The organism is Enterobacter quasimori, from assembly GCF_018597345.1.
GTDB lineage: Bacteria > Pseudomonadota > Gammaproteobacteria > Enterobacterales > Enterobacteriaceae > Enterobacter > Enterobacter mori.
In genome coordinates this window covers 364,040-386,683 of the sequence record NZ_JAHEVU010000004.1, presented here as the reverse complement: position 1 = coordinate 386,683, position 22,644 = coordinate 364,040, and the positions used below count along the sequence as shown (strand labels likewise).

Genomic DNA, 22,644 nt, shown 5'->3' with positions numbered 1-22,644 from the left:
GCGCCAGCAAATACGGATTTACCTGAAATGCGTTTCACACCCGCTAACATGTGAGTAAAATGTGCGCCACATTGAAGAAGGATAGTGACGTATGCGCATTCATATATTGGGGATTTGTGGCACTTTCATGGGCGGACTGGCAATGCTGGCGCGCTCACTGGGCCATGAAGTTACAGGTTCGGACGCCAATGTGTATCCGCCGATGAGCACGCTTCTGGAGAAGCAGGGCATCTCTCTGATTCAGGGCTACGATGCCAGCCAGCTGGATCCTGAACCGGATCTGGTGATCATTGGCAACGCCATGACCCGTGGTAACCCATGCGTTGAAGCGGTGCTGGAACGCAATATTCCGTTTATGTCTGGCCCCCAGTGGCTGCATGATTTTGTGCTGCGCGACCGCTGGGTTGTTGCCGTTGCCGGTACCCACGGCAAAACCACCACCGCCGGAATGGCGACCTGGATCCTCGAAGCCTGCGGCTATAAGCCTGGCTTTGTCATTGGCGGCGTACCGGGCAACTTTGACGTTTCTGCACGTCTGGGCGACAGCCCGTTCTTTGTGATCGAAGCCGACGAATACGACTGCGCGTTCTTCGACAAGCGTTCCAAGTTTGTGCATTACTGCCCGCGCACGCTGATCCTCAACAACCTTGAGTTCGATCACGCGGATATCTTTGACGACCTGAAAGCGATCCAGAAACAGTTCCACCACCTGGTGCGCATTGTTCCGGGTCAGGGCCGCATCATCCTGCCGGAGAACGACATCAACCTGAAGCAAACCATGGCGATGGGCTGCTGGAGCGAGCAGGAGCTGGTGGGCGAGCAGGGTCACTGGCAGGCGAAAAAGCTCAACGCCGATGCCTCCGAGTGGGAAGTGCTGCTCGACGGTGAAAAAGTGGGTGAGGTGAAGTGGGGCCTGGTGGGCGAGCACAACATGCACAACGGCCTGATGGCCATTGCTGCGGCGCGTCACGTGGGCGTGCTGCCTGCGGATGCCGCCAATGCGCTGGGCTCGTTTATCAATGCCCGCCGCCGTCTGGAGCTGCGCGGTGAAGCCCACGGCGTCACCGTGTATGATGATTTCGCGCACCACCCAACGGCCATTCTGGCCACGCTTGCCGCCCTGCGTGGCAAGGTCGGCGGTACCGCGCGCATTCTGGCGGTGCTGGAACCGCGCTCGAACACCATGAAGATGGGTATCTGCAAAGACGATCTCGCGCCGTCGTTAGGACGTGCCGATGAAGTCTTCCTGCTGCAGCCGCAGCATATTCCGTGGCAGGTGGCCGAAGTGGCCGATGCCTGCATTCAGCCTGCGCACTGGAGCGCGGATGTGGATGCGCTCGCGGATATGGTGGTGAAAGCCGCTCAGCCTGGCGACCATATTCTGGTGATGAGCAACGGCGGTTTTGGGGGGATCCATCAGAAGCTGCTGGACGGTCTTACGAAGAAAGCGGAAGCGGCCGCCGACGCGTAAAAAAAAGCCCGGTGGCGCTTGCGCTTACCGGGCCTACATTCTTTTCTCCCTCGCCCCTCCGGGGAGAGGGCTGGGGTGAGGGGAATGATTACTCGTCGTTCTCAGACAGCTCGCGCAGATACTGGAAAATCAGGCGCGCGGACTTCGGCGGCTTATTCCCTTCTTTCTCTTTCTTCGCGTTGCGGATCAAAGAACGCAGCTGCTGGCGGTCGGCATCCGGCCACAGGTTCAGCACTTCCGGTACGGCGTCATCACCCTGTTCAATCAGGCGATCGCGGATTTGCTCCAGCTTGTGGAACAGCGCAACCTGCTGGTTGTGGCGGTTTTTCAGCTTGTCCAGCGCCTGGCGGATCGGATCGACGTCGCGCTGACGCAGCATTTTCCCGATAAGCTGAAGCTGGCGACGACGGCCTTCTTTTTTGATTTTCTGTGCCAGTTCAATGGCATCGCGCAGATCCTGGTCGAGCGGGATCTTATCCAGCGCGTTTTTACCCAGTTCTACCATTTCCGCGCCAAGCTGTTTTAACTCTTCGGCGTCACGTTTAATTTCACTTTTACTGACCCAGATGATCTCATCATCTTCGTCTTCGATGTCATCACCGGGAACGTCGTCGAGCCAGTCTTCGGGCTGCTTAGTCATGTCAGGCTCCTTAAAAAAAGAGGCTAATGTTACCAGTTAAGACGCGCACTGAAAAACGGTTCTCTGTTACACTTCAGTTAACTCTCTCCTACAGTATGGCATTTGCGATGAAAGTAACCTCACAAGTTGAAGCGCAGCGTAAGATCCTGGAAGAAGCCGTCTCCACCGCGCTGATGCTTGCTTCAGAAAAATCAGATGGCGCCGAAGTGGCTGTCAGCAAAACCACCGGCATCAGCGTAAGCACCCGCTATGGTGAAGTGGAGAATGTCGAATTCAACAGCGATGGTGCGCTGGGGATCACGGTGTATCACCAGAATCGCAAAGGCAGCGCGTCATCCACCGATCTCAGCCCGGATGCCATTGCCCGTACGGTGCAGGCGGCGCTCGATATCGCCCGTTATACCTCTCCGGATCCTTACGCAGGCGTGGCGGATAAAGAGCTGCTGGCGTTTGACGCGCCGGATCTCGATCTGTTCCATCCGGCGGAAGTGACCCCGGATGAAGCCATTGAACTGGCCGCGCGCGCCGAGCAGGCTTCCCTGCAGGCGGATAAACGCATCACCAATACCGAAGGCGGCAGCTTCAACAGCCACTACGGCATCAAAGTCTTCGGCAACAGCCACGGTATGCTGCAGGGCTACTGCTCCACCCGTCATTCGCTCTCCAGCTGCGTCATCGCCGAAGAGAACGGAGACATGGAGCGCGACTACGCCTACACCATTGGCCGCGCGCTGGGGGACTTGCAGTCTCCTGAGTGGGTAGGTAAAGCGTGTGCCGAACGCACGCTGTCTCGCCTGTCGCCGCGTAAACTCTCCACCATGAAGGCCCCGGTTATTTTTGCTAACGAAGTGGCAACCGGTCTGTTTGGCCATCTGGTGGGCGCGATTGCGGGCGGCTCGGTTTACCGTAAATCGACCTTCCTGCTCGACTCGCTGGGCAAGCAGATCCTGCCGGAATGGCTGACCATCGAAGAGCATCCGCACCTGCTGAAAGGGCTGGCCTCCACGCCGTTCGACAGCGAGGGCGTGCGCACCGAACGTCGCGATATCATCAAAGACGGTATTCTGACCCAGTGGCTGCTGACCAACTACTCCGCGCGCAAGCTGGGGCTCAAAAGCACCGGTCATGCGGGCGGGATCCACAACTGGCGCATTGCCGGTCAGGGCCTGAGCTTTGAGCAGATGCTGAAAGAGATGGGCACCGGCCTGGTCGTCACGGAACTGATGGGCCAGGGCGTAAGCGGCATCACCGGCGACTACTCGCGCGGCGCTGCGGGCTTCTGGGTCGAAAACGGCGAAATTCAGTATCCGGTGAGCGAAATCACCATCGCCGGCAATCTGAAGGACATGTGGCGCAACATCGTTACGGTCGGTAACGATATTGAAACGCGTAGCAATATACAGTGTGGTTCTGTATTACTCCCGGAAATGAAAATCGCCGGACAATAGAGATAGCGTTTTGTTAATAATAAAAAAGGAAGTGAGCAATGCGTAAACATCTGTTAGCGATCGTCGCGGCTTCAACGCTGGTTCTTGGCTCGTCTGCGTTTGCTGCCGATCTTGAAGACAATATGGACATCCTCAGTGAAAACCTGAAGGTGGTGCAGAAAACGGACAATGCGGCGGAAATGAAAGGCGCGCTGACCAAAATGCGTGAAGCGGCACTGGACGCACAGAAAGCGACCCCGCCGAAGCTGGAAAGCAAAGCGGCAGACAGCGCAGAGATGAAAGACTATCGCCACGGCTTTGACGTGCTGGTCGGCCAGATCGACGGCGCGCTGAAGCTGGCTAACGAAGGTAAAGTGAAGGAAGCCCAGGCGGCGGCTGACCAGTTCGTGGCTACGCGCAACACGTACCACAAAAAGTATCGTTAATTGGGTGCCTGAGCTGTACGTCCATTCCCCGTATGCGGAGGCGCATGACGCGCCCCCGCATCTTTGCTCCCTACTTGCCGGAGCGACACTCCATCCGCGCGGTCACTTCAAGCGAGCCGTTTCGAAAACGGATCTCGCACAGTGTTTTCCTCGTCACCAGCGTTAAGATGATTATTGTCAAAGCAACAATCATCAAAACCCGGATAATTGGGGATTGGCGTTTCATGGATGCCTCCTTGCTGTAAAGCGGGCGAGGTAGCGAACTCCACGGTCCGACGTGTCGTTTCGAGCCCCCGCCCTGATTTTCTATCAGGCGGGGCTTTCCACTTTCCGTCCCATGCCTGAGACGGTCAGTCTCAAGCACCCGTCGCCACTCTAACGGATCCCCATAAGAAAACCTTATCCACGTCACATTTCTACGAGGCCGCTCGTAATCTTTTCCGCTTTGCTTGCCCCGTTTTTGCCGCGTAATAGCGTGATATTCATCACGTAAATACAGCGGTTTATCCAGATTCAGCGCATTTATGTGGCACAGATCACTGCTGCTGCTCGCCTTTCCACTTCGAAGTGGAAAACAACTCGCTACAAACAATTCCCCTGCAACGTTAGTTTTAGCCCAGAGCCATTAACGGGGTAAGACCAGTGATTAACGGAGCGGTAATGAACGACGTTGGGGAACAGGCGGAGCAGACAGAGCAGCTCGCGAACACCATGCTGCAGCAGGTTTATGCCCTGCTGGCCCGGCACAACATCATCCCCAATGCGGTACAGGAGCAGATGCTCACCTCCCACGTTCGCGCGATGGCGCACCGGTCCGTGACCGGCGAGCCGCTGCCGGAGGTTGAAGCGGAGCTGTTCGACGAAATTTCACCAGATTCAATGCAACTTGCCCGTGAAGTGGTAGCGCAGTTTGGCAACCTTCCTGATGAAGAAGCCTGGCTGCTCTCCGTTCACTTCGAAGTCGCGAAAGACAACCTTTAAGGAGCAACACATGGAACAGATTACAGTCGTGATTGGCGATCGCCTGGGCAAAGGTCAGAAAGTGGCTGCCGGTGTGGAAAAAGCGGGCGGACGCGCGGTTGTCGTACCGGGCATGGCCGCGGACATGAAGCTTGGCGACGTGATGAAAGCGGAAAACGCCACCTTCGGCATCTCCTTCTGCGGCAGCGGCGGCGCGGGGGCCATCACGGCGCAGACCAAATATGGCTACAAGGCTAAATACGGCATGCGTTCCGTGGAAGAGGGCGTGACCGCCATCAACGAAGGCTGCAACGTGCTGGGCTTCGGCTTTATGGATAAAGAAGAGCTGGGCGAGCGTCTTGTACAGGCGTGGCAGAAGAAATACGGCGCATAAGCATGAAAGAACAGTTCACAACCACGGTGAGAGTGAAGGGGAAGGGCGACGCCAAAGCGCGCGCCTTTGCCGACGCGCTCAACCACGTTCAGGCCGCGGTGATGAAAGCCTCACCGCATATCTTACTGCGTATTGAGCCACAGGATGTGCAGGTCGTTCAGGCGCAAGAAGCGGTGCGTAAAGAAGCGTTTCTGTTCTTCTTTCTGCGCCGGGAAAGACGCACCTACAGCGTGGAGCTGGATGTGACCGTCAACGTGACCGCTATCAATCTTGACCAGGTGGATTTCGTCACGCAACGCTGATTATTCATAAAAGGGCAGACTGATGTTCTTAATTATATTAATAAAATCGCTCATCATTGGCGGCCTGGTTGGCGTCGGTGTGGGCGCCGGGGCTGCACGCATGTTTCATGCGCCTACCACTCAGGGTATGGGCGCGTTTCGTACGTTGGGGGAACTGAACTCCTGTGAAGGGGATCCGGCGTCCCACTTCTCCTTTGGGTTAGGTTTCTTCTTTAACGCCTGGGCCTCTTCCGTGGCCGCAGGTGCCTTCACGCAGGACGTTGACCACCGCATCATCCCGAACTGGGGTGCTGCTGCACTGATGATCAAAAACCGTAACGTCGGCGAAACGCTGCACGACCCGCGCAAAATGGCGATTGCCTGCGGCGCGATCGGCATGATCGTCGTGACCTTCCTGAACCTGACCGCCTCCTCCGTTCCGGCAGCGCTTCAGGTCACCGCCGTGAAGGTACTGGTGCCTGCTGCAAACCTGCTGGTGAACACCGTGATGCCGGTGATCTTCTGGCTGGCAGCCATCGACGCGGGTAAAAAATCGGGCTTCTGGGCCACCATTTTCGGCGGCGCGGCGCAGCTGATTATGGGCAACGCCGTACCGGGCCTGGTGCTGGGGATCCTGATCGGGAAAGGTGTAGAAGAGAGCGGCTGGAACCACGTCACCAAAGTGATGATGGCGGCGATCGTCCTGCTCTTCGTGCTGAGCGGCTTCTTCCGCGGCTTCGACATGAAGATGATCGAATCCTTCCATCTGACCGTGCCGAACTGGCTCGACATGATCCACAACTCGCTCAGCGGTAAATAACAGGAGCCTCTAAATGGAACAGAATAAAGGTTTTTGGTATGCCGACTGGTCGTTCCCGATCTTTGTTGGCCTGCTCTCCTCCGGCGTCTTCGCCGGGACGCACATGTACTACCTCTACGGCATCGGCGCGTTTAACGAAGTGGCCTTCGTGGCGATGCTGAAGGCGGGTATTGATACCGGCGTCTACGGCGCGGTGGCGGCGTTCGGCGCAAGCTTCCTGTTCGCCCGTATTATCGAAGGGTCGCTGGTCGGTATTCTCGACATCGGCGGCGCCATCCAGACCGGCGTGGGCCTCGGGGTTCCGGCACTGCTGCTGGGCGCAGGGATCATGTTCCCGGTGACCAACTTCATTGCTTCGCTGATCACCGGCCTGGTGATTGGTCTGGCAATTGGCTACGTCATCATCCTGGCGCGTAAGTTCACCATCAACCAGAGCAACTCCACCTACGGCGCAGACGTGATGATGGGCGCAGGTAACGCCTCCGGCCGCTTCCTCGGGCCGTTGATTATCCTGAGCGCCATGACCGCCTCCATTCCTATCGGCGTCGGTTCCCTGCTCGGTGCGCTGGTGTTCTACATCTGGCAGAAGCCGATCACCGGTGGCGCGATCCTCGGCGCAATGCTGTTGGGCTGGCTGTTCCCGGTCGCCCTTTAATACCCGCGGGCGCTCCGGCGCCCGCCCTATCAGGAGATCCTCATGTTTGATTTACTCCTGCGCCGTGCGCGCCTTGCCGACGATACCCTGACCGATATCGCCATTCAGGACGGGAAGATCGCGGCGCTGGGCGACATTGACGCCCCCGCGCATAAAAAGGTTGAGCTGAACGGCGACGTATTCGTCAGCGCAGGCTGGATTGACTCCCACGTTCACTGCTACCCGAACTCCCCGATTTACCACGACGAGCCCGACAGCGTCGGCATTGCCACCGGCGTCACCACCGTGGTGGACGCGGGCAGTACCGGTGCCGACGACGTGGACGATTTCTACGACATCACCCGCAGGGCCTCCACCGAGGTGTTTGCCCTGCTGAACATCTCCCGCGTGGGGCTGATCGCCCAGAACGAGCTGGCCAATATGGCCAACATCGACGCCGACGCGGTGAAGCAGGCGGTGAAGCGCCACCCTGATTTTATCGTCGGCCTGAAGGCGCGCATGAGCAGCAGCGTGGTCGGTGAAAACGGCATTACGCCGCTGGAGCGCGCCAAAGCCATTCAGAAAGAGAACGGCGACCTGCCGTTGATGGTGCACATCGGCAACAACCCGCCGAACCTCGACGAAATTGCCGAACTGCTGAGCTCGGGCGACATCATCACCCACTGTTACAACGGCAAGCCTAACCGCATTCTGACGCCCTCCGGCGAGCTGCGCGCCTCCATCGCCTCCGCCCTGAAGCGCGGCGTGCGTCTGGACGTCGGCCACGGTACGGCGAGCTTCAGCTTTGAGGTGGCGAAACGCGCCATCGCGATGGGCATTCTGCCGCACACCATCAGCTCGGATATCTACTGCCGCAACCGCATCAACGGCCCGGTCGGCTCGCTGGCAAGCGTGATGTCGAAATTCCTCGCCATCGGCATGTCATTGCCGCAGGTGATTGACTGCGTCACGGCGAACGCCGCCGATGGCCTGCGCCTGACGCGTAAAGGCCGCATTCAGCCGGGTCTCGATGCCGACCTGACGCTGTTCACCCTTAAACGTCAGCCGACGGTGCTGACGGATGCCGAAAACGACAGCCTGCAGGCTGAACACATTCTGGTGCCGCTTGCCGCGATCCGCGCGGGCAAGGGCTACATGACCGAACAAGGGAGCACGGAACATGCCTTCGATTTATGAGAAGTACAACTTAAAGCAGGTGATCAACACCTCCGGCCGCATGACGGCGCTGGGCGTCTCCACGCCGCGCCCGGAAGTGGTGCAGGCGGCGATGGACGGGATGAATCACTATTTTGAGATGAAGGATCTGGTCAACAAAACCGGGGAATACATCGCGAAGCTGCTGGATGTGGAAGGCGCGACGGTAGTTTCCTGCGCGTCGGCGGGCATTGCCCAGTCCGTGGCGGCGGTGCTGGTCAAAGACAGCGACTGGCTGCTGGAAAACCTGCACGTGACCCCGATTGGGAACAACGAAATCGTCCTGCCGAAAGGCCACAACGTGAACTTTGGCGCGCCGGTGGGCACCATGGTGGCGCTGGGCGGCGGCAAGCTGGTGGAGGCGGGCTACGCCAACGAATGCTCCGCCGATCAGCTGGCGGCGGCGATCACCCCGCGCACGGCGGCGATCCTCTATATCAAATCGCACCACTGCGTGCAGAAAAGCATGCTCAGCGTCGAGCAGGCGGCAGTCGTGGCGCGCAAGCACGATCTCCCGCTGATCGTCGACGCGGCAGCGGAAGAAGATCTGCATGCCTACTACCGATCCGGCGCCGATCTGGTGATCTACAGCGGCGCGAAGGCGATTGAAGGGCCAACCAGCGGGCTGGTGATCGGCAAAACTCAATATGTTGAATGGGTGAAGCGTCAGACCGCGGGCATTGGCCGCGCCATGAAGGTGGGCAAAGAGGGCATTCTTGGCCTGACCTGCGCCATCGAACTCTACCTGACGGCCACCAAAGAGAGCGGCGCCGAGATGGTGGCGAAAATGACGCCGTTTATCGAGGCGCTCAACACCCTGAACGGTGTGACCGCGCGCGTGGTCTGGGACAGCGCCGGACGCGACATCGCCCGCACCGAGATTAAGTTCGACGAAGCCGCAACGGGCGTCAGCACGGGTGACCTGGTGGCGAAGCTCAAGCAGGGCGAATACGCCATTTACTTCCGTGGCTACAAGGCCAACGAAGGGATTATCGAAGCGGACGTGCGCAGCGTGAATGCTGACCAGCTGAACATCGTGTACCGCCGTATTAGCGAAGTATTAGGACAGGAGAAAAAAGCATGAAACTGACCCCCAACTTTTACCGTGACCGCGTCTGTCTGAACGTGCTGGCAGGCTCCAAAGCCAACGCCAGCGCCATTTACGAGGCGGCGGAAGGTCACGTGCTGGTGGGCGTGCTCTCCAAAAATTACCCGGACGTGGCGAGCGCCGTCGCCGATATGCGCGAATACGCCGCCCTGATTGATAACGCGCTCTCCGTTGGCCTGGGCGCGGGCGACCCGAACCAGTCGGCAATGGTGAGTGAAATCTCCCGCCAGGTGCAGCCGCAGCATGTTAACCAGGTCTTTACCGGAGTGGCTACCAGCCGCGCGCTGCTGGGGCAGAATGAATCCGTGGTCAACGGTCTGGTCTCTCCGACCGGCACCGTCGGCATGGTCAAAATCTCCACCGGACCGCTGAGCAGCGCGGCCCCGGACGGCATCGTGCCGGTTGAAACAGCAATTGCCCTGCTGAAAGATTTCGGCGGCAGCTCAATCAAATACTTCCCGATGGGCGGCCTGAAGTGCCGTGACGAGTACAAGGCGGTGGCGGAAGCCTGCGCCCGTCACGACTTCTGGCTGGAGCCAACCGGAGGTATCGATCTGGAAAACTATGAGGAGATCCTGCAGATCGCCCTCGACGCGGGCGTGAGCAAAATCATCCCGCATATCTACAGCTCGATTATCGACAAAGCCAGCGGCGATACGCGTCCGGAAGACGTGCGTACGCTGCTGGCGATGACGAAGAAGCTGGTGAAGTAATAAAAACAACACCCCTCACCCCAGCCCTCTCCCCAAAGGGGAGAGGGTGTAATCGTCCCCTCTCCCCTTTGGGGAGAGGGTTAGGGTGAGGGGGGAACTCCGCACATACCCAAAGGAGCCACCATGCACACCCGTACCCTGCTTGTCGCTTCACTTTCTTTACTGACCACTTCCGCGATCGCCCAGACGCAATACGCCTGGGTGGGCACCTACAACCCCAACGGCGAAGGGCTGTACCGCTTTGCCGTTGACCCGCAAACCGGCGCGCTGAACGATAAAACGCTGGTGAGCAAACTGCCGAATGCGGCGCAGTTGACCCTTTCACACGACGGCAAAACGCTGTATCTGGCAAGCGAAGTGGAGCAGGGCGTGGTGCAGGCGCTGCGGGTGGGGGATAACGGCGCGCTGAGCGAGCTCAATCAGGTGGCGTCCGGCGGCGCGGGGCCGGTGTACCTGTCGCTGACGCCGAACGGTCGCCATCTGCTGGTGGCCAACTACGTCAGCGGGTCGATTGCCGTTTTGCCGATCAAGGCAGACGGCAGCCTGGGTGAAGCCACGGACACACATCAGGACAAGGGCGAACCGGGCGCGGCGAAGCCCGAAGCCGCTGCGGAGGGCAGTTTCGCGATCAGCGATCATAATGGCCCCCACGCGCACATGATCGCCGCCGATCCGAGCGGGAAATACGTTTTTTCCACCGATCTGGGGCTGGATCGCCTCTACCAGTACCGTATTGACGATCGAACCGGGAAGCTGACGCCGAACGATCCGCCGTTTATCAGCGCCTCCTCGAAAGGCGCTGGGCCGCGCCACTTTGTCTTTACGCCAAAAGGCGATGCCCTGTGGCTGATTAACGAAGAGGCGTCTACGCTCACCCATTATACCGTGAACGCCAACGGCACCTTGAAAGAGGGCAAAACGCTTTCAGCCTTGCCGGACGGCTACAAAGGCACCAGCTTTGCTGCCGGGCTGGCATTAAGCGCCGACGGTAAACAGCTGTATGTGGCTAACCGTTTGCATAACAGCATCGGGCACTTTACCGTAACAGCGGAGGGCACGCTGACCCATCAGGACGACGTGTGGACGCGGGGTGACTATCCCCGCACCCTGACGCTCGATAAACAGGGTCGCTGGCTGTACGTCATGAACCAGCGCAGCGACAACATTACCCGTTTCCGCGTCGGTCAGGACGGCAAGCTAAGCTTTGAGCCAGACTATACCCCGGTCGGCAGCCCATCCCAGATGGTTATTTCACCTTAAGCCGTAAGAGGACAAACCCGTGCGATTTCCGAACCAACGTTTAGCGCAACTTTTCGATCTGTTGCAAAACGAGACGCTGCCGCAGGACGAGCTGGCGCAGCGGCTGTCGGTTTCCACGCGAACCGTCCGTGCCGATATCACCGCCCTGAACGCGCTGCTGGCAGGCCACGGCGCGCAGTTTGTTCTGAGCCGTGGAAATGGCTATCAGCTCAAAATTGACGATGCGGAACGTTATCAGCAGCTGCAGGCATCCCACCCGCGCGCGCTGCGTATTCCCCGGACCGGACCCGAGCGCGTGCACTATCTGGTGGCACGTTTTCTCACCTCAGCGTTCTCCCTCAAGCTGGAAGATCTGGCCGACGAGTGGTTCGTTAGCCGCGCCACGCTGCAAAGCGACATGGTGGAAGTGCGCGAGTGGTTCCACCGCTACAACCTGACGCTGGAAACGCGTCCACGCCACGGCATGAAGCTGTTTGGCAGCGAGATGTCCACCCGCGCCTGCCTGACCGATCTGCTCTGGGAGCTGGCGCAGCAGGACAGCCTTAACCCGCTGGTGACCGAAGTTGCTCTCAACGCGGGGGTACCGGAGCAGATGGTGGCCGTACTGCATGATGCGTTGACGCGACATCACATCCGCCTGACCGACGAAGGCGAGCTGTTCCTGCGTCTTTACTGTGCGGTGTCGGTACGTCGCATCAGCGAGGGTTTCCCGCTTCCGGAATTCCACGCCGAAGACGTGGAGGAGAACGTCCGGGAGGCGGCGAAAGATATCGCGGTCTCTATCCAGCAGCTGGCGGGCAAAGCGCTTTCGCCTTCGGAGGAGAGCTGGCTGTGCGTGCACATTGCGGCGCGGCAGATTCAGGAGATTGCCCCGAGCGCAATTAACGCCGATGACGACGAAGCGCTGGTCAACTACATCCTGCGCTACATCAACACCCACTATAACTACAACCTGCTCAGCGACGCGCAGCTGCATGCGGACCTGCTCACGCATATCAAAACCATGATCACCCGCGTGCGGTATCAAATCATGATCCCCAATCCGCTGCTGGATAACATCAAGCAGCACTACCCGATGGCGTGGGATATGACCCTGGCGGCGGTGTCGAGCTGGGGCAAATACACGCCGTATGCGATCAGCGAAAACGAGATTGGTTTCCTGGTGTTGCATATTGGCGTCGGGCTGGAGCGTCACTACAACATCGGCTACCAGCGCCAGCCGCGCGTGCTGCTGGTATGCGACGCCGGTAATGCCATGGTCCGCATGATTGAGGCGGTGCTGCAGCGTAAATATCCGCAGATTGAGGTGACGCGCACGCTCACCCTGCGCGAGTACGAGCTGGCGGAAACGATTGGCGAAGACTTCGTGATTTCCACCGCGCGCGTCAGCGAAAAGTCGAAACCGGTGGTGACGATAGCCCCGTTCCCGACCGACTATCAGTTAGAGCAGATTGGCAAGCTAGTGCTGGTGGACCGCACCCGCCCGTGGATGCTGGATAAATACTTCGACGCGGCCCATTTCCGCATTATCGACAAGCCGATCGATCAGCAGACGCTGTTCCGCGAGCTGTGTGAACAGCTTGAGGCAGAAGGCTTTGTTGGCGCGGAGTTTCTGGATTCGGTTGTTGAGCGTGAAGCTATCGTCAGCACCATGCTCGGCGACGGCATCGCGCTGCCGCACTCCCTCGGCCTGCTGGCGCAGAAAACGGTGGTCTACACCGTGCTGGCCCCGCACGGCGTGCAGTGGGGCGACGAAACCGCGCACGTCATCTTCCTGCTTGCCATCAGCAAAAGCGAGTACGAAGAGGCGATGGCGATTTACGATATCTTCGTCACCTTCCTGCGCGAGCGGGCGATGTCACGGCTCTGTAGCTGCGGAGATTTTGCCGGGTTTAAGGCGGTGGCGATGGAGAGTTTGAGTCGTTTTTGAGATAAGAGCGGATGGATAACATCCGCCTTTGATCAACGCAAATGATGTACAACCTGGTTGCTGCTGCCGCGCCAGATGAGCGCCGGGTCTTTTAAATCCTGCATGAACTTGCCGTCGACCAGGACGTTAATCAGATCCACCACTTCCATTTGCTGCGCGTTCAGCTCATCCAGCCTGTAGCCCGTCCAGACCCAGATATCTTTTCCCGTACACTCTGCCCGAATGCGCTTCACCAGATTCAGGATATCCGGCACGTTTTGCGGGTGCAGGGGGTCGCCACCGGAAAGTGAGATCCCCTGGCGGTGAATGCGCGTGTCGTTCAGGTCGCTGATGATTTTATCTTCCATCTCAGCGGTAAACGGCACGCCGGAGTTCAGACGCCAGGTGCTTTTGTTGTAGCAGCCGGGGCATTCGTGGACGCAGCCTGAAACGAACAGGGTGCAGCGGGTGCCGGGGCCGTTGACGATGTCGACGGGGTAGTACTGGTGATAGTTCATAGCGTTAACCTGATGCCCTCACCCCAGCCCTCTCCCACAGGGAGAGGGAGAAAACCGGAGTCAGGCTTAGCAATGTGCTCGATCGGTTCCCTCTCCCTTGAGGGAGAGGGGTAGGGTGAGGGGGAGAACCCTGCGCAGAACTTACCCGATCTGCCCATTCCCCAGATGCTTCACGCGGCGCTTCACCTCTTCCTGCTTGCCGGCGTTAAACGGACGCGCGTCCGGGCTGCCGAGGTAGCCGCACACGCGACGGGTCACGGAGACGCGGGCCGCGTCGTGATTGCCGCATTTCGGGCAGGTAAAGCCTTTGCTCGTACACTCGAATTCGCCGGTAAAACCGCACTCGTAGCACTCGTCGATAGGCGTGTTGGTCCCGTAATACGGCACGTGCTGGTAGCTATAGTCCCACACGTCCTCCAGCGCCTTCAGGTTGTGCTGAATGTTCGGGTACTCGCCGTAGCAGATGAAGCCGCCGCTGGCGATCGGTGGATACGCTGCTTCGAAGTCGATCTTGTCGTACGGGTTCACCTTTTTCTCGACGTCGAGGTGGAAGCTGTTGGTGTAGTACCCTTTGTCGGTCACGCCTTCTACAATCCCGAACTCGGCGGTGTCCAGACGGCAGAAGCGGTCGCACAGGTTCTCGCTCGGCGTGCTGTAGAGGCTAAACCCGTAGCCGGTTTCCTCTTTCCACTGGTCTACCGCGTCGCGCAGGCGCTGAACGATGGCGATGCCTTTCTCACGCAGGGCTTCGCTGTCGTACATGTGCGTATCGCCAAACAGCGCGTTGATGGTTTCGTGAATGCCGATATAGCCCAGCGAAATTGACGCGCGGCCGTTTTTGAAGATCTCCGAAACGTCATCGTCCGCCTTCAGGCGCACGCCGCAGGCTCCTTCCATATAGAGGATCGGCGCGACGCGGGCTTTGACTCCTTCCAGACGCGCAATGCGGGTCATCAGCGCCTTACGCGCCAGCTGCAGGCGTTCATCCAGCAGTGTCCAGAATTCAGCTTCATTACCTTTGGCCTCCAGCGCGATGCGCGGCAGGTTGAGGCTGATGACGCCCAGGTTGTTGCGCCCGTCGTGGATCTGCTCGCCGTTTTCATCCTCGTACACGCCGAGGAAGCTGCGGCAGCCCATTGGCGTTTTAAACGAACCGGTCACTTTGACGACCTGATCGTAGTTCAGGATGTCCGGATACATGCGCTTGCTCGCGCACTCCAGCGCCAGCTGTTTGATGTCGTAGTTCGGATCGCCAAACTTGTGGTTGAGGCCGTCGCGAATCGCGAACACCAGTTTCGGGAACACGGCGGTTTTGCGGTTTTTGCCAAGGCCGGAAATACGGTTGCGCAGGATGGACTGCTGGATCAGGCGCGATTCCCAGCTGGTGCCCAGGCCAAAGCCGAAGGTCACAAACGGCGTCTGGCCGTTGGCGGTGTGCAGCGTGTTTACTTCATATTCCAGCGACTGGAACGCGTCGTAGCACTCTTTCTCGGTGCGGGAATGGGCGTAGCCGTCCGCGTCAGGGATCTGCCACTCTTCGGCGGTTTTACGGTGCTTGTTGAAGCTCGCCGTCACGAACGGGGCCAGCACTTCGTCAATGCGGTTAATGGTGGTGCCGCCGTAAATGTGGCTGGCGACCTGGGCGATAATCTGCGCCGTGACCGCGGTAGCCGTGGAGATCGACTTAGGTGGTTCAATCTCGGCGTTACCCATTTTAAAGCCGTGGGTCAGCATGCCTTTCAGATCGATCAGCATGCAGTTGAACATCGGGAAGAACGGTGAATAGTCAAGATCGTGGTAGTGAATTTCGCCGCGCTCGTGCGCAGACACCACGTCGCGCGGCAGCAGATGCTGGCGGGCATAGTGTTTGGCGACGATACCGGCCAGCAGGTCGCGCTGGGTCGGGATCACTTTACTGTCTTTGTTGGCGTTTTCATTGAGCAGGGCGGAGTTGGTCTGCTCGACCAGGCCACGGATCTCCTGGTTCAGGCGACCGCGCTTCTCGCGCTGCACGTCTCGATCGTGGCGGTACTCAATGTAGGCGCGCGCCAGCTGCTTGTAGGGCCCAGCCATCAGCTGGTTTTCAACCGCGGTCTGGATCTCGTTGATATCGACCTGGCTGCGTTCATTCATCTGGCTGCTAACGACTTCTGCGACGGTGGCGCAGTAATCTGCGTCATCGACTCCCGCTGCTTTAGCTGCACGCAGAATGGCTTCCTGGATGCGCTCTGATTTAAACGGCACTTTACAGCCATCGCGTTTCATCACATGCGGTGTCATGATCACTCCATTTTTGAAAACAGGTTATCCACAGAGGTGGAGAAGTAGTCACCGGGCGTATTTCCCGCCGGGCCAAAGACTTCCCGCGTTCCCAGCTCGTGTTATCCACAATTCCGGCCAGCGTAAGCGCCGTCTTGTTGTTGGAATAGTAGACGATAAATACAAGATATTGGGTTGGTGTGCATTTTAAGTGCTACATATAGTGATTTGCATCAAACATGTTTGCGATTTATTTGATGCAGAACAAAGTAAAAAGACGAGAGTACAAACGGCGGGCGCTTCAGCGATTGTAAAGGCGCACGAGAAAAATCTGATTAATTATTCAACAAAAACAAGCGCTCAGCACAGCCTGTGCTGAGCACTGCTCGTTAACTCACGCTACAGACCCAGCTCAATCCTGCCTGCAAAAAGGCTGCGGTAGCGATACTACCCAGCACCACCGGGATGAGAAGGGAGCGTTCAGGGGGATCGTCCTGTTTTTGAGGTTCTTCAGCGCTCAGGGCGGACAGCGCCTCTTCCCTGGATCGCGCCGCCAGCAGCCGCTCACGCACCCGATCTTCCGTCAATAAACAGGTCAGCGTCGTCAGCAGCTGCATATGGGTACTGCCTGCTTCCGCTGGCGGAATGGCGAGCAGGAAAACCATTCTGACCTCTTCATCACCGTCCAGCCCCGGCCAGCGTATCGGGTCGTCAAAGAGCGCCAGACAAAACGCCGGCTGATGCACCGCCTCGGTTTTACCGTGTGGGACGGCGAGCGCTTCACCCAGCGCGGTTGGGCCTTCACTTTCGCGTTGTAACACGCTCTGAATAAACGTTTCTTCATCACTGATGATTTTTCGCCTTGCGAGCGGTTCGGCGAGCCAGCGTATCAGCGCTTCAGGCGAACGGTGCGGCGGGTTGATAAAAACCAGATCGGGGTGCGTCAATGCAAGCAAGTTCATATTAAGCCTCCAGCAAAAAATCGCAGGTTGCGAAAGGGGGGATCGCCGTTACCGGCTGTACGGGCTCTTCGAGATAGTTGATCTGACGGAGCGCTGCCAGACTTTCCGGGACGGGAACCGGCTGCGTGCCGGCGTTAAACACCCGCACGACGGTGCCATGCAGCTGCTGCGCATGGGGCAGAGCGGAAAGGATGAGCGGCTCCGGCAGGGTCAATAGCGAGAATTCTGCCGGGAGCCTGCGTTCAGGCAGACGCAACGAAAAGCGGTCAAGACGGTGATCGAGCGTGTGCAGCATCTGACGTTGATAGGTGAAGGGCTGTCCGGCCGCCTGATTTTCCAGCTGGCGAAGCGTGAGATGTCCGGCGTTGTCGGCCAGCGCGACGGTGAATGAAAAGCACAGCGGTTTCAGCAACTGGGCATCAGGGGTCTCAACCACCGTATTATTAATGCCGGACGCCCGACCGGGTCGCCAATCGAGATCGTTGCGCCCGAGCACGCCCGTCGCTTTAAACAACGTCAGAGCAATAGTCGCCGGTTCGCTGCCGATGATCTGAAACTCCTTCATGCCGCGGCTATTCACCACCAGCGCTTTGCCCGCTTCCGCGATAGCAATAATGCCCTCGCTGGTTTCGATATCCACGGGCATCTCGCGATAGTGCTCCTGCCAGTCTTGAGCGTTACACCCCGTTTCGCGCTCGATGATCGCGAATGGCTGCGAGGCGATGGCGTGGCGGGTGTGAATATCGCTGCCGATCAGTAAACGTAGCCGGTGATCGCAGTGGCTGTTTTCCAACGTACTCTCAACATACAGGTTTGGATCGTCATGGCGTAGTTCGCATACCAGACGAATGGATAACGGCGTTCGGGTATTTTCCTGACGGCCTGCGAGATCCGGCGGAAGAAGCAGGGTGGCCCCGACGACCAGCTTTTCGACAAGCGGCGTTTTCAGGCGGTCGACGAGCGTGAAATGCGAACAGCGCGTCGGCGCGTCGCCCGCAAGCGGTGAGAAATCATAGCTGTCACCCGCATCCGCGCAGTCTTCGAGGGTAAAGAAAGAGGGAATGCATCTGCCGCTGCGTTTGTCGTGCAGGGTGAGCGTTCCGTCGTTCAGCGTTAATCGATAATGCGCATTCTCTATCTCGCTGCCTTTTGTCTGTTCAGGTTCCCGGAATGGTGCAGGGTTATCTTCAACATTAATACTAAGATAGCCGACTGACGGTAAAACAGGGGTTTGCAAAGCAACCTGCCAGCGAAAATAAGGGGGAAGGGGCGTTTCACATTCACCGTCAGCGGTAAGGGAGATCGCCGTTCCGCCAGGCAGAATATCTCTTTTCAGGACGTAGAAGGGGATGGGCTGGCCCTGATACGTCATCGTGATATTTTCAGCGCGGCTATAGAGAGTGGTTTTCACCACGCGCTGCGTTGGGGTAGCCAGCGGGTTGAAAATCAGCAGGTTGCCTTCCTTAGCGCAGGCGGCGGCCAGGGTTTTTACCACCAGGTTCCACAGGCTGTGGCACAGCTGTTCGGTTTGCTCCAGCCGATGCAGTATGTCGCGGTTGGTGGCATCACTGTTACAGCCGCCGATGGAGTCATGGGCGTGGCTTCGCAACAGTTTCTTCCAGAGCGTATCGACCACTGAGAGGTTGACCGGGATACCCTGATGACGCGCCATTGCGATTGTCGGTTCCAGCTGCCGCAGGATGAACTGCTCAACCTCATCATTTTTCTTTTTGATGTCGTAGCGCACGGAGCCGATCGTTTTATGAATGCGGGTGTAACGCGGTGATTTCAGTTCTCCTTCCCATAGGTCGAACTGTTCACGCTGCTCGCGCAGAATGTTGACGTAGTGCTCCAGCGAACTGATGAGGTAACGATCCTGCTCCGGGGACTGTGCGCTGGCGATCGTCAGGATTTTCGGCAGCGCCGGGTCGATGCTGACCTGATCGCCGCCGCAGGGCAGAAGCAGGTCGTTTATACCCGATCGTGAACGCAGAAGATTGACCATCGGGTAGATTTTACCCTGCAGGTGGCAGGCTTCCGAACGCATGTTTTTCGCCGCGCCATAACCGAACGCCATCGCGCAGGCGATAACGGTCGCCCCTGACGGCGCGCGCCAGAGGAACTGGCTGCTTTTGGCGTGCCTGTCATGATCGATACCGCGCCAGAATACGATATTGTCGATATTGCAGCCCTGCAAAATCATGGGCATTTGCGCATTGTGGCCGAAGGTATCCGGAAGATACCCGACCTGCATGGCATGCCCCAGCGTACGGGCAGCGAAGATGCCGTATTTGAGGTTGCGAATGATCGATTCGCCATGCACGTTGTAGGTGTCCGTCTGGGTATACCACGGCCCCACAAATATCCTTTTTTCTCTGACCAGTGCTTCCAGCCTGACGCGATAATCGGGATTCATGGCGAGAAAGTCATCCACCACCGCCATCTGCCCGTCAAGGTGATAGCAACAATAAGCCGGGTCCTGCTCCAGCGTGTCGATGACGTCCGCAAAGTTATACGACGCCAGCACCATGCTGTCCTGACGGGTGAAATACCACTCCTGGTCCCAGTGCGTATGGGCAATGACGTGGATCTGATTCATGACGCTTCCCTCACCTGGCGTTCTTTGGGCTGACATAGAGCACGCCCAGGGCGCAAATCAGTGCGCCAATAAAGACGCTCGCCAGATAGCCCGCCACATTGGTAGCCAGCGGCCAGCCCCAGATGGCCGGCAGCGGCAGCGTCTGCTTCACGCCAAGGGCAATCGCAACCAGCGCGCCGGCGACGGCACCGGTCATGAATACCGGGATCAGTCGTGGATTTTTCAGGATGAACGGGATCGCACCTTCCGAGATCCCGATAACGCCCAGCAATAACGAGGTGCTGCCAACGGTTTTCTCTTCCCGGCTGAAGACATCCGGTAGCCCAAATCGGCCGTTAAGGAATGCGGCAAAGCCGACGCCAATGGAGGGGATCACGATGGAAAGTTCGCGGGCGGTTAAATCAAACGTCTCGCTGATGCCATTCAGACCAAGCGCGACCGAGCCCGCGGCCTTGTTGACCGGCCCACCCAGGTCGAACGCGGTGCCCGCGGCGATCATCGCAGAATAGAACCCGCGTCCGGTGTCACCTGCCGAGGTAAAAAAGACCACCATCAGCTGGTTAAGGGAGCCAAAAATGGGGTTAATCAGGTATTCCATGACCATTACCAGCGTAATGCCGGTGATGAGCGGGACGACCAGCATGGTTTTAATGGTGGTGAGCTGCTGACGGACGTGAATCGAATCATTAAGCCAGCGCACCAGATAGCCCACAAAAAAGCCGATGCCGATCGCGCCGAAAAAGCCGGACGGCATAAAGCCTTCGATATCAAAGAAGCGCTTATAGACTTCGTCGGACATGATGCCGCCGATAAGCCCGGGGATCAGCGCCGGTTTACCGGCAATGGAAAATGCCAGATACATGGCGAAGACCGGGTACATGAACTTGATGGTCATAAAGCCCACTTTATCCAGTACGCTGAATGGTGAATGTTCAATGTTAATAAACTGCCCGGTAATTTTGGCCGTCGCCATCATTAGCCCGCCCATGACTACCACCGGCAGCATGTAGCTGATGGCCGCCATGATATGGCCGATAAAGACCTGGTAAGCCGAACGTTGATGATCGTCTTCGTCTGCTACGCAGGCGGCAGTGACGTTTTTTTCCATTGCCAGCGCCTGACGCAGATAGCGATCGGTATGTTTGATCAGCTCTTGCGTGCGGGTCTGAAGGTGGGGAATGTTTTCAAAACGCTCGGCATCCTGAATGGGAACGTCGGTTGCCAGAATAATGGCCGTGGCGGAGGCGATATCCTGTTTTGTTAAGCGGTTTTTAACCCCGTCGCTGCCCTGCGTTTCGACCTTGACCTCGATATTGTGCTCTTTAGCCCATGCAATAATTTTATTCGCCGCCATAAAGGTGTGTGCGATGCCTGTCGGGCAGGCCGTTACCGCGACAACTTTTTGTTTCGTCATTGTCATAATTCCCTGGATGTGAAAACAGGGAAAGTATAAAGAGAACCTAAATCAGTTTTTAATGTTTGCTAATACTAATTACGTATCGTGATACGCGTAAATGCAATGTGTGAAGCGCCTTCCAGAGACTATTTTTCCAATGTGTTAATATCATGCCGGGATTAAACAGGGCGTAATTTATGAATTCATTCCAGGGAAGTGAACGTTTGATATTTGAATACATTCAGCATCACGCGTGTAATATTTCTAATATATCGGCAAAAGAGATTGCCCGGGATACCTTTACAACGACCACATCCGTTAATCGTGTGTGTAAAAAAATGGGGTATAAAAGTTATACCGAGCTTCGGTATCGTTTTTTGCGCGATCATTTTACACCTGCGCCCGTAGAGCCTGACGTGGGGCCGCAGGCGGATGATATTGTGACAGAGGTGTCCAGGTTGCTTATGCAATCCAGCCATATCTATCTTTACGCACGCGGTGCCTCGCTCACCAGCCTCAACTACCTGTCGCGCTTTTTATCGCTGGCGAGCCTGCCGCACCTTATTTTGAATGACATGCACCAGCTGACACGGGTATCGAAGGGGACGCTGGTGTTGATCAGTAAATCTGGGGAGACGCAGTCGCTGATTGAAATGGCGCGTAACGCGCTGCGCAAAGGGCTAAAGATTATTGCGATTACCCGCGATGAGTCGACACTGGCGGCAATTTCAACGTTATGCTGGCCGTTATTGATCGACATTAACGCGGTATCGTTGTATCAGCGGGAAGGGCAGCTTGAACTGTTAAGCGCCGTGGACCGTATCGGCTGCAGGCTACTGCAGCACGATACGGTGTAGTCAGGTCATCAGAGCTGCTTCACTATTCCAAGACGTACGGCATAATCATTTTCATGATTGCCATCAGCAGTGATGTACGTTTTATCCAGCGAAACCAGTTCGACGTAAGGCGTCCAGCCATCGTCGAGCTTGTAGTTGAATGCGACGGTATGTTCCCAGTAGGTATCATCCCCGGTTCCCTGATCGACATTATCCTGCCAGCGGAAGCGTGGATTATAGGACATACCGAATTTGCCAATGTTATACGCGAACCAAATGTCGAACTGGTGTGACTGGCGGCGGGTGTAGCCGCTGCCGTCTAGCTCTTTGTCGCTGTGCGCGTCATTGACGGTGTTGTAACGGTAACGCGCGGAGAGATTCAGGCCGTTATCAAACGCTTTCCAGCCCTGAATGAAGGGGCGGTAATGGGTATTGCTGGTGGTGAAAACCGTCACCATACCAGGCGCAACGGCGAAGCCATTGCCCAGATCGAAGCGCCAGCGCGTTTCGATCTCCTGCGCCGCTTCCGTTAACCCCTTGTCGTCTGGATTATATCGGTCGGTATCACCAAAAAAGGTATCGTTGTGGTTTTGTGCGGCTTCAACGGAGAAGTAAAAACCGTTATTCGCCTGATGCATGACCTTAATACGTGAATCATTGACGTCTGAGCGCGTATTATGACCAAAGCGAAGGTCGACAGACGTATTTCCGCACCATCCCTGCGTGCTTAATAATAATGTGCTAATACACGTTGCTTTAATAATTGTCTTTTTCATAATGTCCTGCCGAGGTTATT

22 protein-coding genes are annotated in these 22,644 nt (G+C 57.4%); 14 read left to right on the top strand and 8 right to left on the bottom strand.

Features of this window, described 5'->3' with window-relative positions:
* The first annotated feature begins 91 nt into the window (after window positions 1-91).
* A complete protein-coding gene (gene mpl / locus KK102_RS17455) occupies window positions 92-1,471 on the top strand; it encodes a UDP-N-acetylmuramate:L-alanyl-gamma-D-glutamyl-meso-diaminopimelate ligase (RefSeq protein ID WP_126545610.1) in 1,380 nt (459 codons plus the stop codon).
* An 88-nt stretch (window positions 1,472-1,559) separates the two neighbouring features.
* Here the strand turns inward: mpl and yjgA are convergent, their stop codons facing one another.
* Window positions 1,560-2,111, bottom strand: a complete 552-nt coding sequence (gene yjgA / locus KK102_RS17450; protein WP_126545609.1) for a ribosome biogenesis factor YjgA — start codon at window positions 2,109-2,111, stop codon at window positions 1,560-1,562.
* A gap of 95 nt (window positions 2,112-2,206) precedes the next feature.
* Between yjgA and pmbA the strand changes: the two genes are divergently transcribed.
* Window positions 2,207-3,559: a metalloprotease PmbA gene (pmbA, locus tag KK102_RS17445; RefSeq protein WP_042713465.1), complete on the top strand. Its 1,353-nt coding sequence runs from the start codon at window positions 2,207-2,209 to the stop codon at window positions 3,557-3,559.
* A 38-nt stretch (window positions 3,560-3,597) separates the two neighbouring features.
* Window positions 3,598-3,984 carry a cytochrome b562 gene (cybC, locus tag KK102_RS17440; protein ID WP_014830441.1) on the top strand — a complete coding sequence of 129 codons (387 nt, stop codon included), beginning with the start codon at window positions 3,598-3,600 and terminating at the stop codon, window positions 3,982-3,984.
* Between the two features lie 70 nt (window positions 3,985-4,054).
* On the opposite strand, the gene KK102_RS17435 is transcribed toward cybC, so the two are convergent.
* Complete coding sequence (locus KK102_RS17435; protein ID WP_126545608.1) at window positions 4,055-4,210, bottom strand: Hok/Gef family protein; 156 nt, start codon at window positions 4,208-4,210, stop codon at window positions 4,055-4,057.
* A 416-nt stretch (window positions 4,211-4,626) separates the two neighbouring features.
* Between KK102_RS17435 and KK102_RS17430 the strand changes: the two genes are divergently transcribed.
* The 10 genes from KK102_RS17430 (at window position 4,627) to KK102_RS17385 (ending at window position 13,299) form a co-directional block, all read left to right on the top strand.
* Window positions 4,627-4,965, top strand: coding sequence for a PRD domain-containing protein (locus tag KK102_RS17430; RefSeq protein ID WP_126545607.1), 339 nt, complete (start codon window positions 4,627-4,629; stop codon window positions 4,963-4,965).
* Window positions 4,966-4,975: 10 nt separating this feature from the next.
* Window positions 4,976-5,338: an SFCGS family glycine-rich protein gene (locus KK102_RS17425; RefSeq protein WP_023293430.1), complete on the top strand. Its 363-nt coding sequence runs from the start codon at window positions 4,976-4,978 to the stop codon at window positions 5,336-5,338.
* Between the two features lie 2 nt (window positions 5,339-5,340).
* The gene (locus tag KK102_RS17420; protein WP_006810338.1) at window positions 5,341-5,640 is read left to right on the top strand and encodes a DUF4312 family protein; all 300 of its coding nucleotides are present in this window, start codon (window positions 5,341-5,343) and stop codon (window positions 5,638-5,640) included.
* 22 nt (window positions 5,641-5,662) lie between these two features.
* Window positions 5,663-6,439, top strand: coding sequence for a DUF4311 domain-containing protein (locus KK102_RS17415; protein WP_063144056.1), 777 nt, complete (start codon window positions 5,663-5,665; stop codon window positions 6,437-6,439).
* A gap of 13 nt (window positions 6,440-6,452) precedes the next feature.
* Window positions 6,453-7,094, top strand: coding sequence for a DUF4310 family protein (locus KK102_RS17410; protein ID WP_024907276.1), 642 nt, complete (start codon window positions 6,453-6,455; stop codon window positions 7,092-7,094).
* Between the two features lie 42 nt (window positions 7,095-7,136).
* On the top strand, window positions 7,137-8,270 hold the full coding sequence (locus KK102_RS17405) for an amidohydrolase/deacetylase family metallohydrolase (protein ID WP_216358113.1): 1,134 nt from the start codon (window positions 7,137-7,139) through the stop codon (window positions 8,268-8,270).
* Window positions 8,254-9,372, top strand: coding sequence for a DgaE family pyridoxal phosphate-dependent ammonia lyase (locus KK102_RS17400; RefSeq protein WP_216358112.1), 1,119 nt, complete (start codon window positions 8,254-8,256; stop codon window positions 9,370-9,372). Before KK102_RS17405 ends, KK102_RS17400 begins: the two co-directional genes overlap by 17 nt.
* Window positions 9,369-10,109 (top strand): 2-dehydro-3-deoxy-phosphogluconate aldolase, encoded by a 741-nt coding sequence (gene dagF, locus KK102_RS17395; RefSeq protein ID WP_024907273.1) that lies wholly within the window; start codon window positions 9,369-9,371, stop codon window positions 10,107-10,109. Before KK102_RS17400 ends, dagF begins: the two co-directional genes overlap by 4 nt.
* Before the next feature lie 123 nt (window positions 10,110-10,232).
* The gene (locus KK102_RS17390; RefSeq protein WP_216358111.1) at window positions 10,233-11,369 is read left to right on the top strand and encodes a lactonase family protein; all 1,137 of its coding nucleotides are present in this window, start codon (window positions 10,233-10,235) and stop codon (window positions 11,367-11,369) included.
* A gap of 19 nt (window positions 11,370-11,388) precedes the next feature.
* On the top strand, window positions 11,389-13,299 hold the full coding sequence (locus tag KK102_RS17385) for a BglG family transcription antiterminator (protein ID WP_216358110.1): 1,911 nt from the start codon (window positions 11,389-11,391) through the stop codon (window positions 13,297-13,299).
* A gap of 32 nt (window positions 13,300-13,331) precedes the next feature.
* Here KK102_RS17385 and nrdG read toward each other — a convergent pair whose 3' ends face one another.
* From nrdG to KK102_RS17360, 5 genes are all read right to left on the bottom strand, one after another.
* The gene (nrdG, locus tag KK102_RS17380; protein ID WP_216358109.1) at window positions 13,332-13,796 is read right to left on the bottom strand and encodes an anaerobic ribonucleoside-triphosphate reductase-activating protein; all 465 of its coding nucleotides are present in this window, start codon (window positions 13,794-13,796) and stop codon (window positions 13,332-13,334) included.
* 141 nt (window positions 13,797-13,937) lie between these two features.
* A complete protein-coding gene (gene nrdD, locus KK102_RS17375; RefSeq protein ID WP_023334309.1) occupies window positions 13,938-16,076 on the bottom strand; it encodes an anaerobic ribonucleoside-triphosphate reductase in 2,139 nt (712 codons plus the stop codon).
* Between the two features lie 368 nt (window positions 16,077-16,444).
* Window positions 16,445-17,017 (bottom strand): fructose PTS transporter subunit IIA, encoded by a 573-nt coding sequence (locus KK102_RS17370; RefSeq protein WP_216358108.1) that lies wholly within the window; start codon window positions 17,015-17,017, stop codon window positions 16,445-16,447.
* A gap of 1 nt (window position 17,018) precedes the next feature.
* Window positions 17,019-19,616 (bottom strand): glycoside hydrolase family 38 N-terminal domain-containing protein, encoded by a 2,598-nt coding sequence (locus KK102_RS17365; RefSeq protein WP_216358107.1) that lies wholly within the window; start codon window positions 19,614-19,616, stop codon window positions 17,019-17,021.
* Between the two features lie 10 nt (window positions 19,617-19,626).
* Complete coding sequence (locus KK102_RS17360) at window positions 19,627-21,030, bottom strand: PTS fructose transporter subunit IIC (protein WP_126545593.1); 1,404 nt, start codon at window positions 21,028-21,030, stop codon at window positions 19,627-19,629.
* Window positions 21,031-21,209: 179 nt separating this feature from the next.
* On the opposite strand from KK102_RS17360, the gene KK102_RS17355 reads away from it, so the two are divergent.
* On the top strand, window positions 21,210-21,869 hold the full coding sequence (locus tag KK102_RS17355) for a MurR/RpiR family transcriptional regulator (RefSeq protein WP_126545592.1): 660 nt from the start codon (window positions 21,210-21,212) through the stop codon (window positions 21,867-21,869).
* A gap of 8 nt (window positions 21,870-21,877) precedes the next feature.
* On the opposite strand, the gene KK102_RS17350 is transcribed toward KK102_RS17355, so the two are convergent.
* The gene (locus tag KK102_RS17350) at window positions 21,878-22,624 is read right to left on the bottom strand and encodes an oligogalacturonate-specific porin KdgM family protein (protein WP_126545591.1); all 747 of its coding nucleotides are present in this window, start codon (window positions 22,622-22,624) and stop codon (window positions 21,878-21,880) included.
* Window positions 22,625-22,644 lie beyond the last annotated feature (20 nt).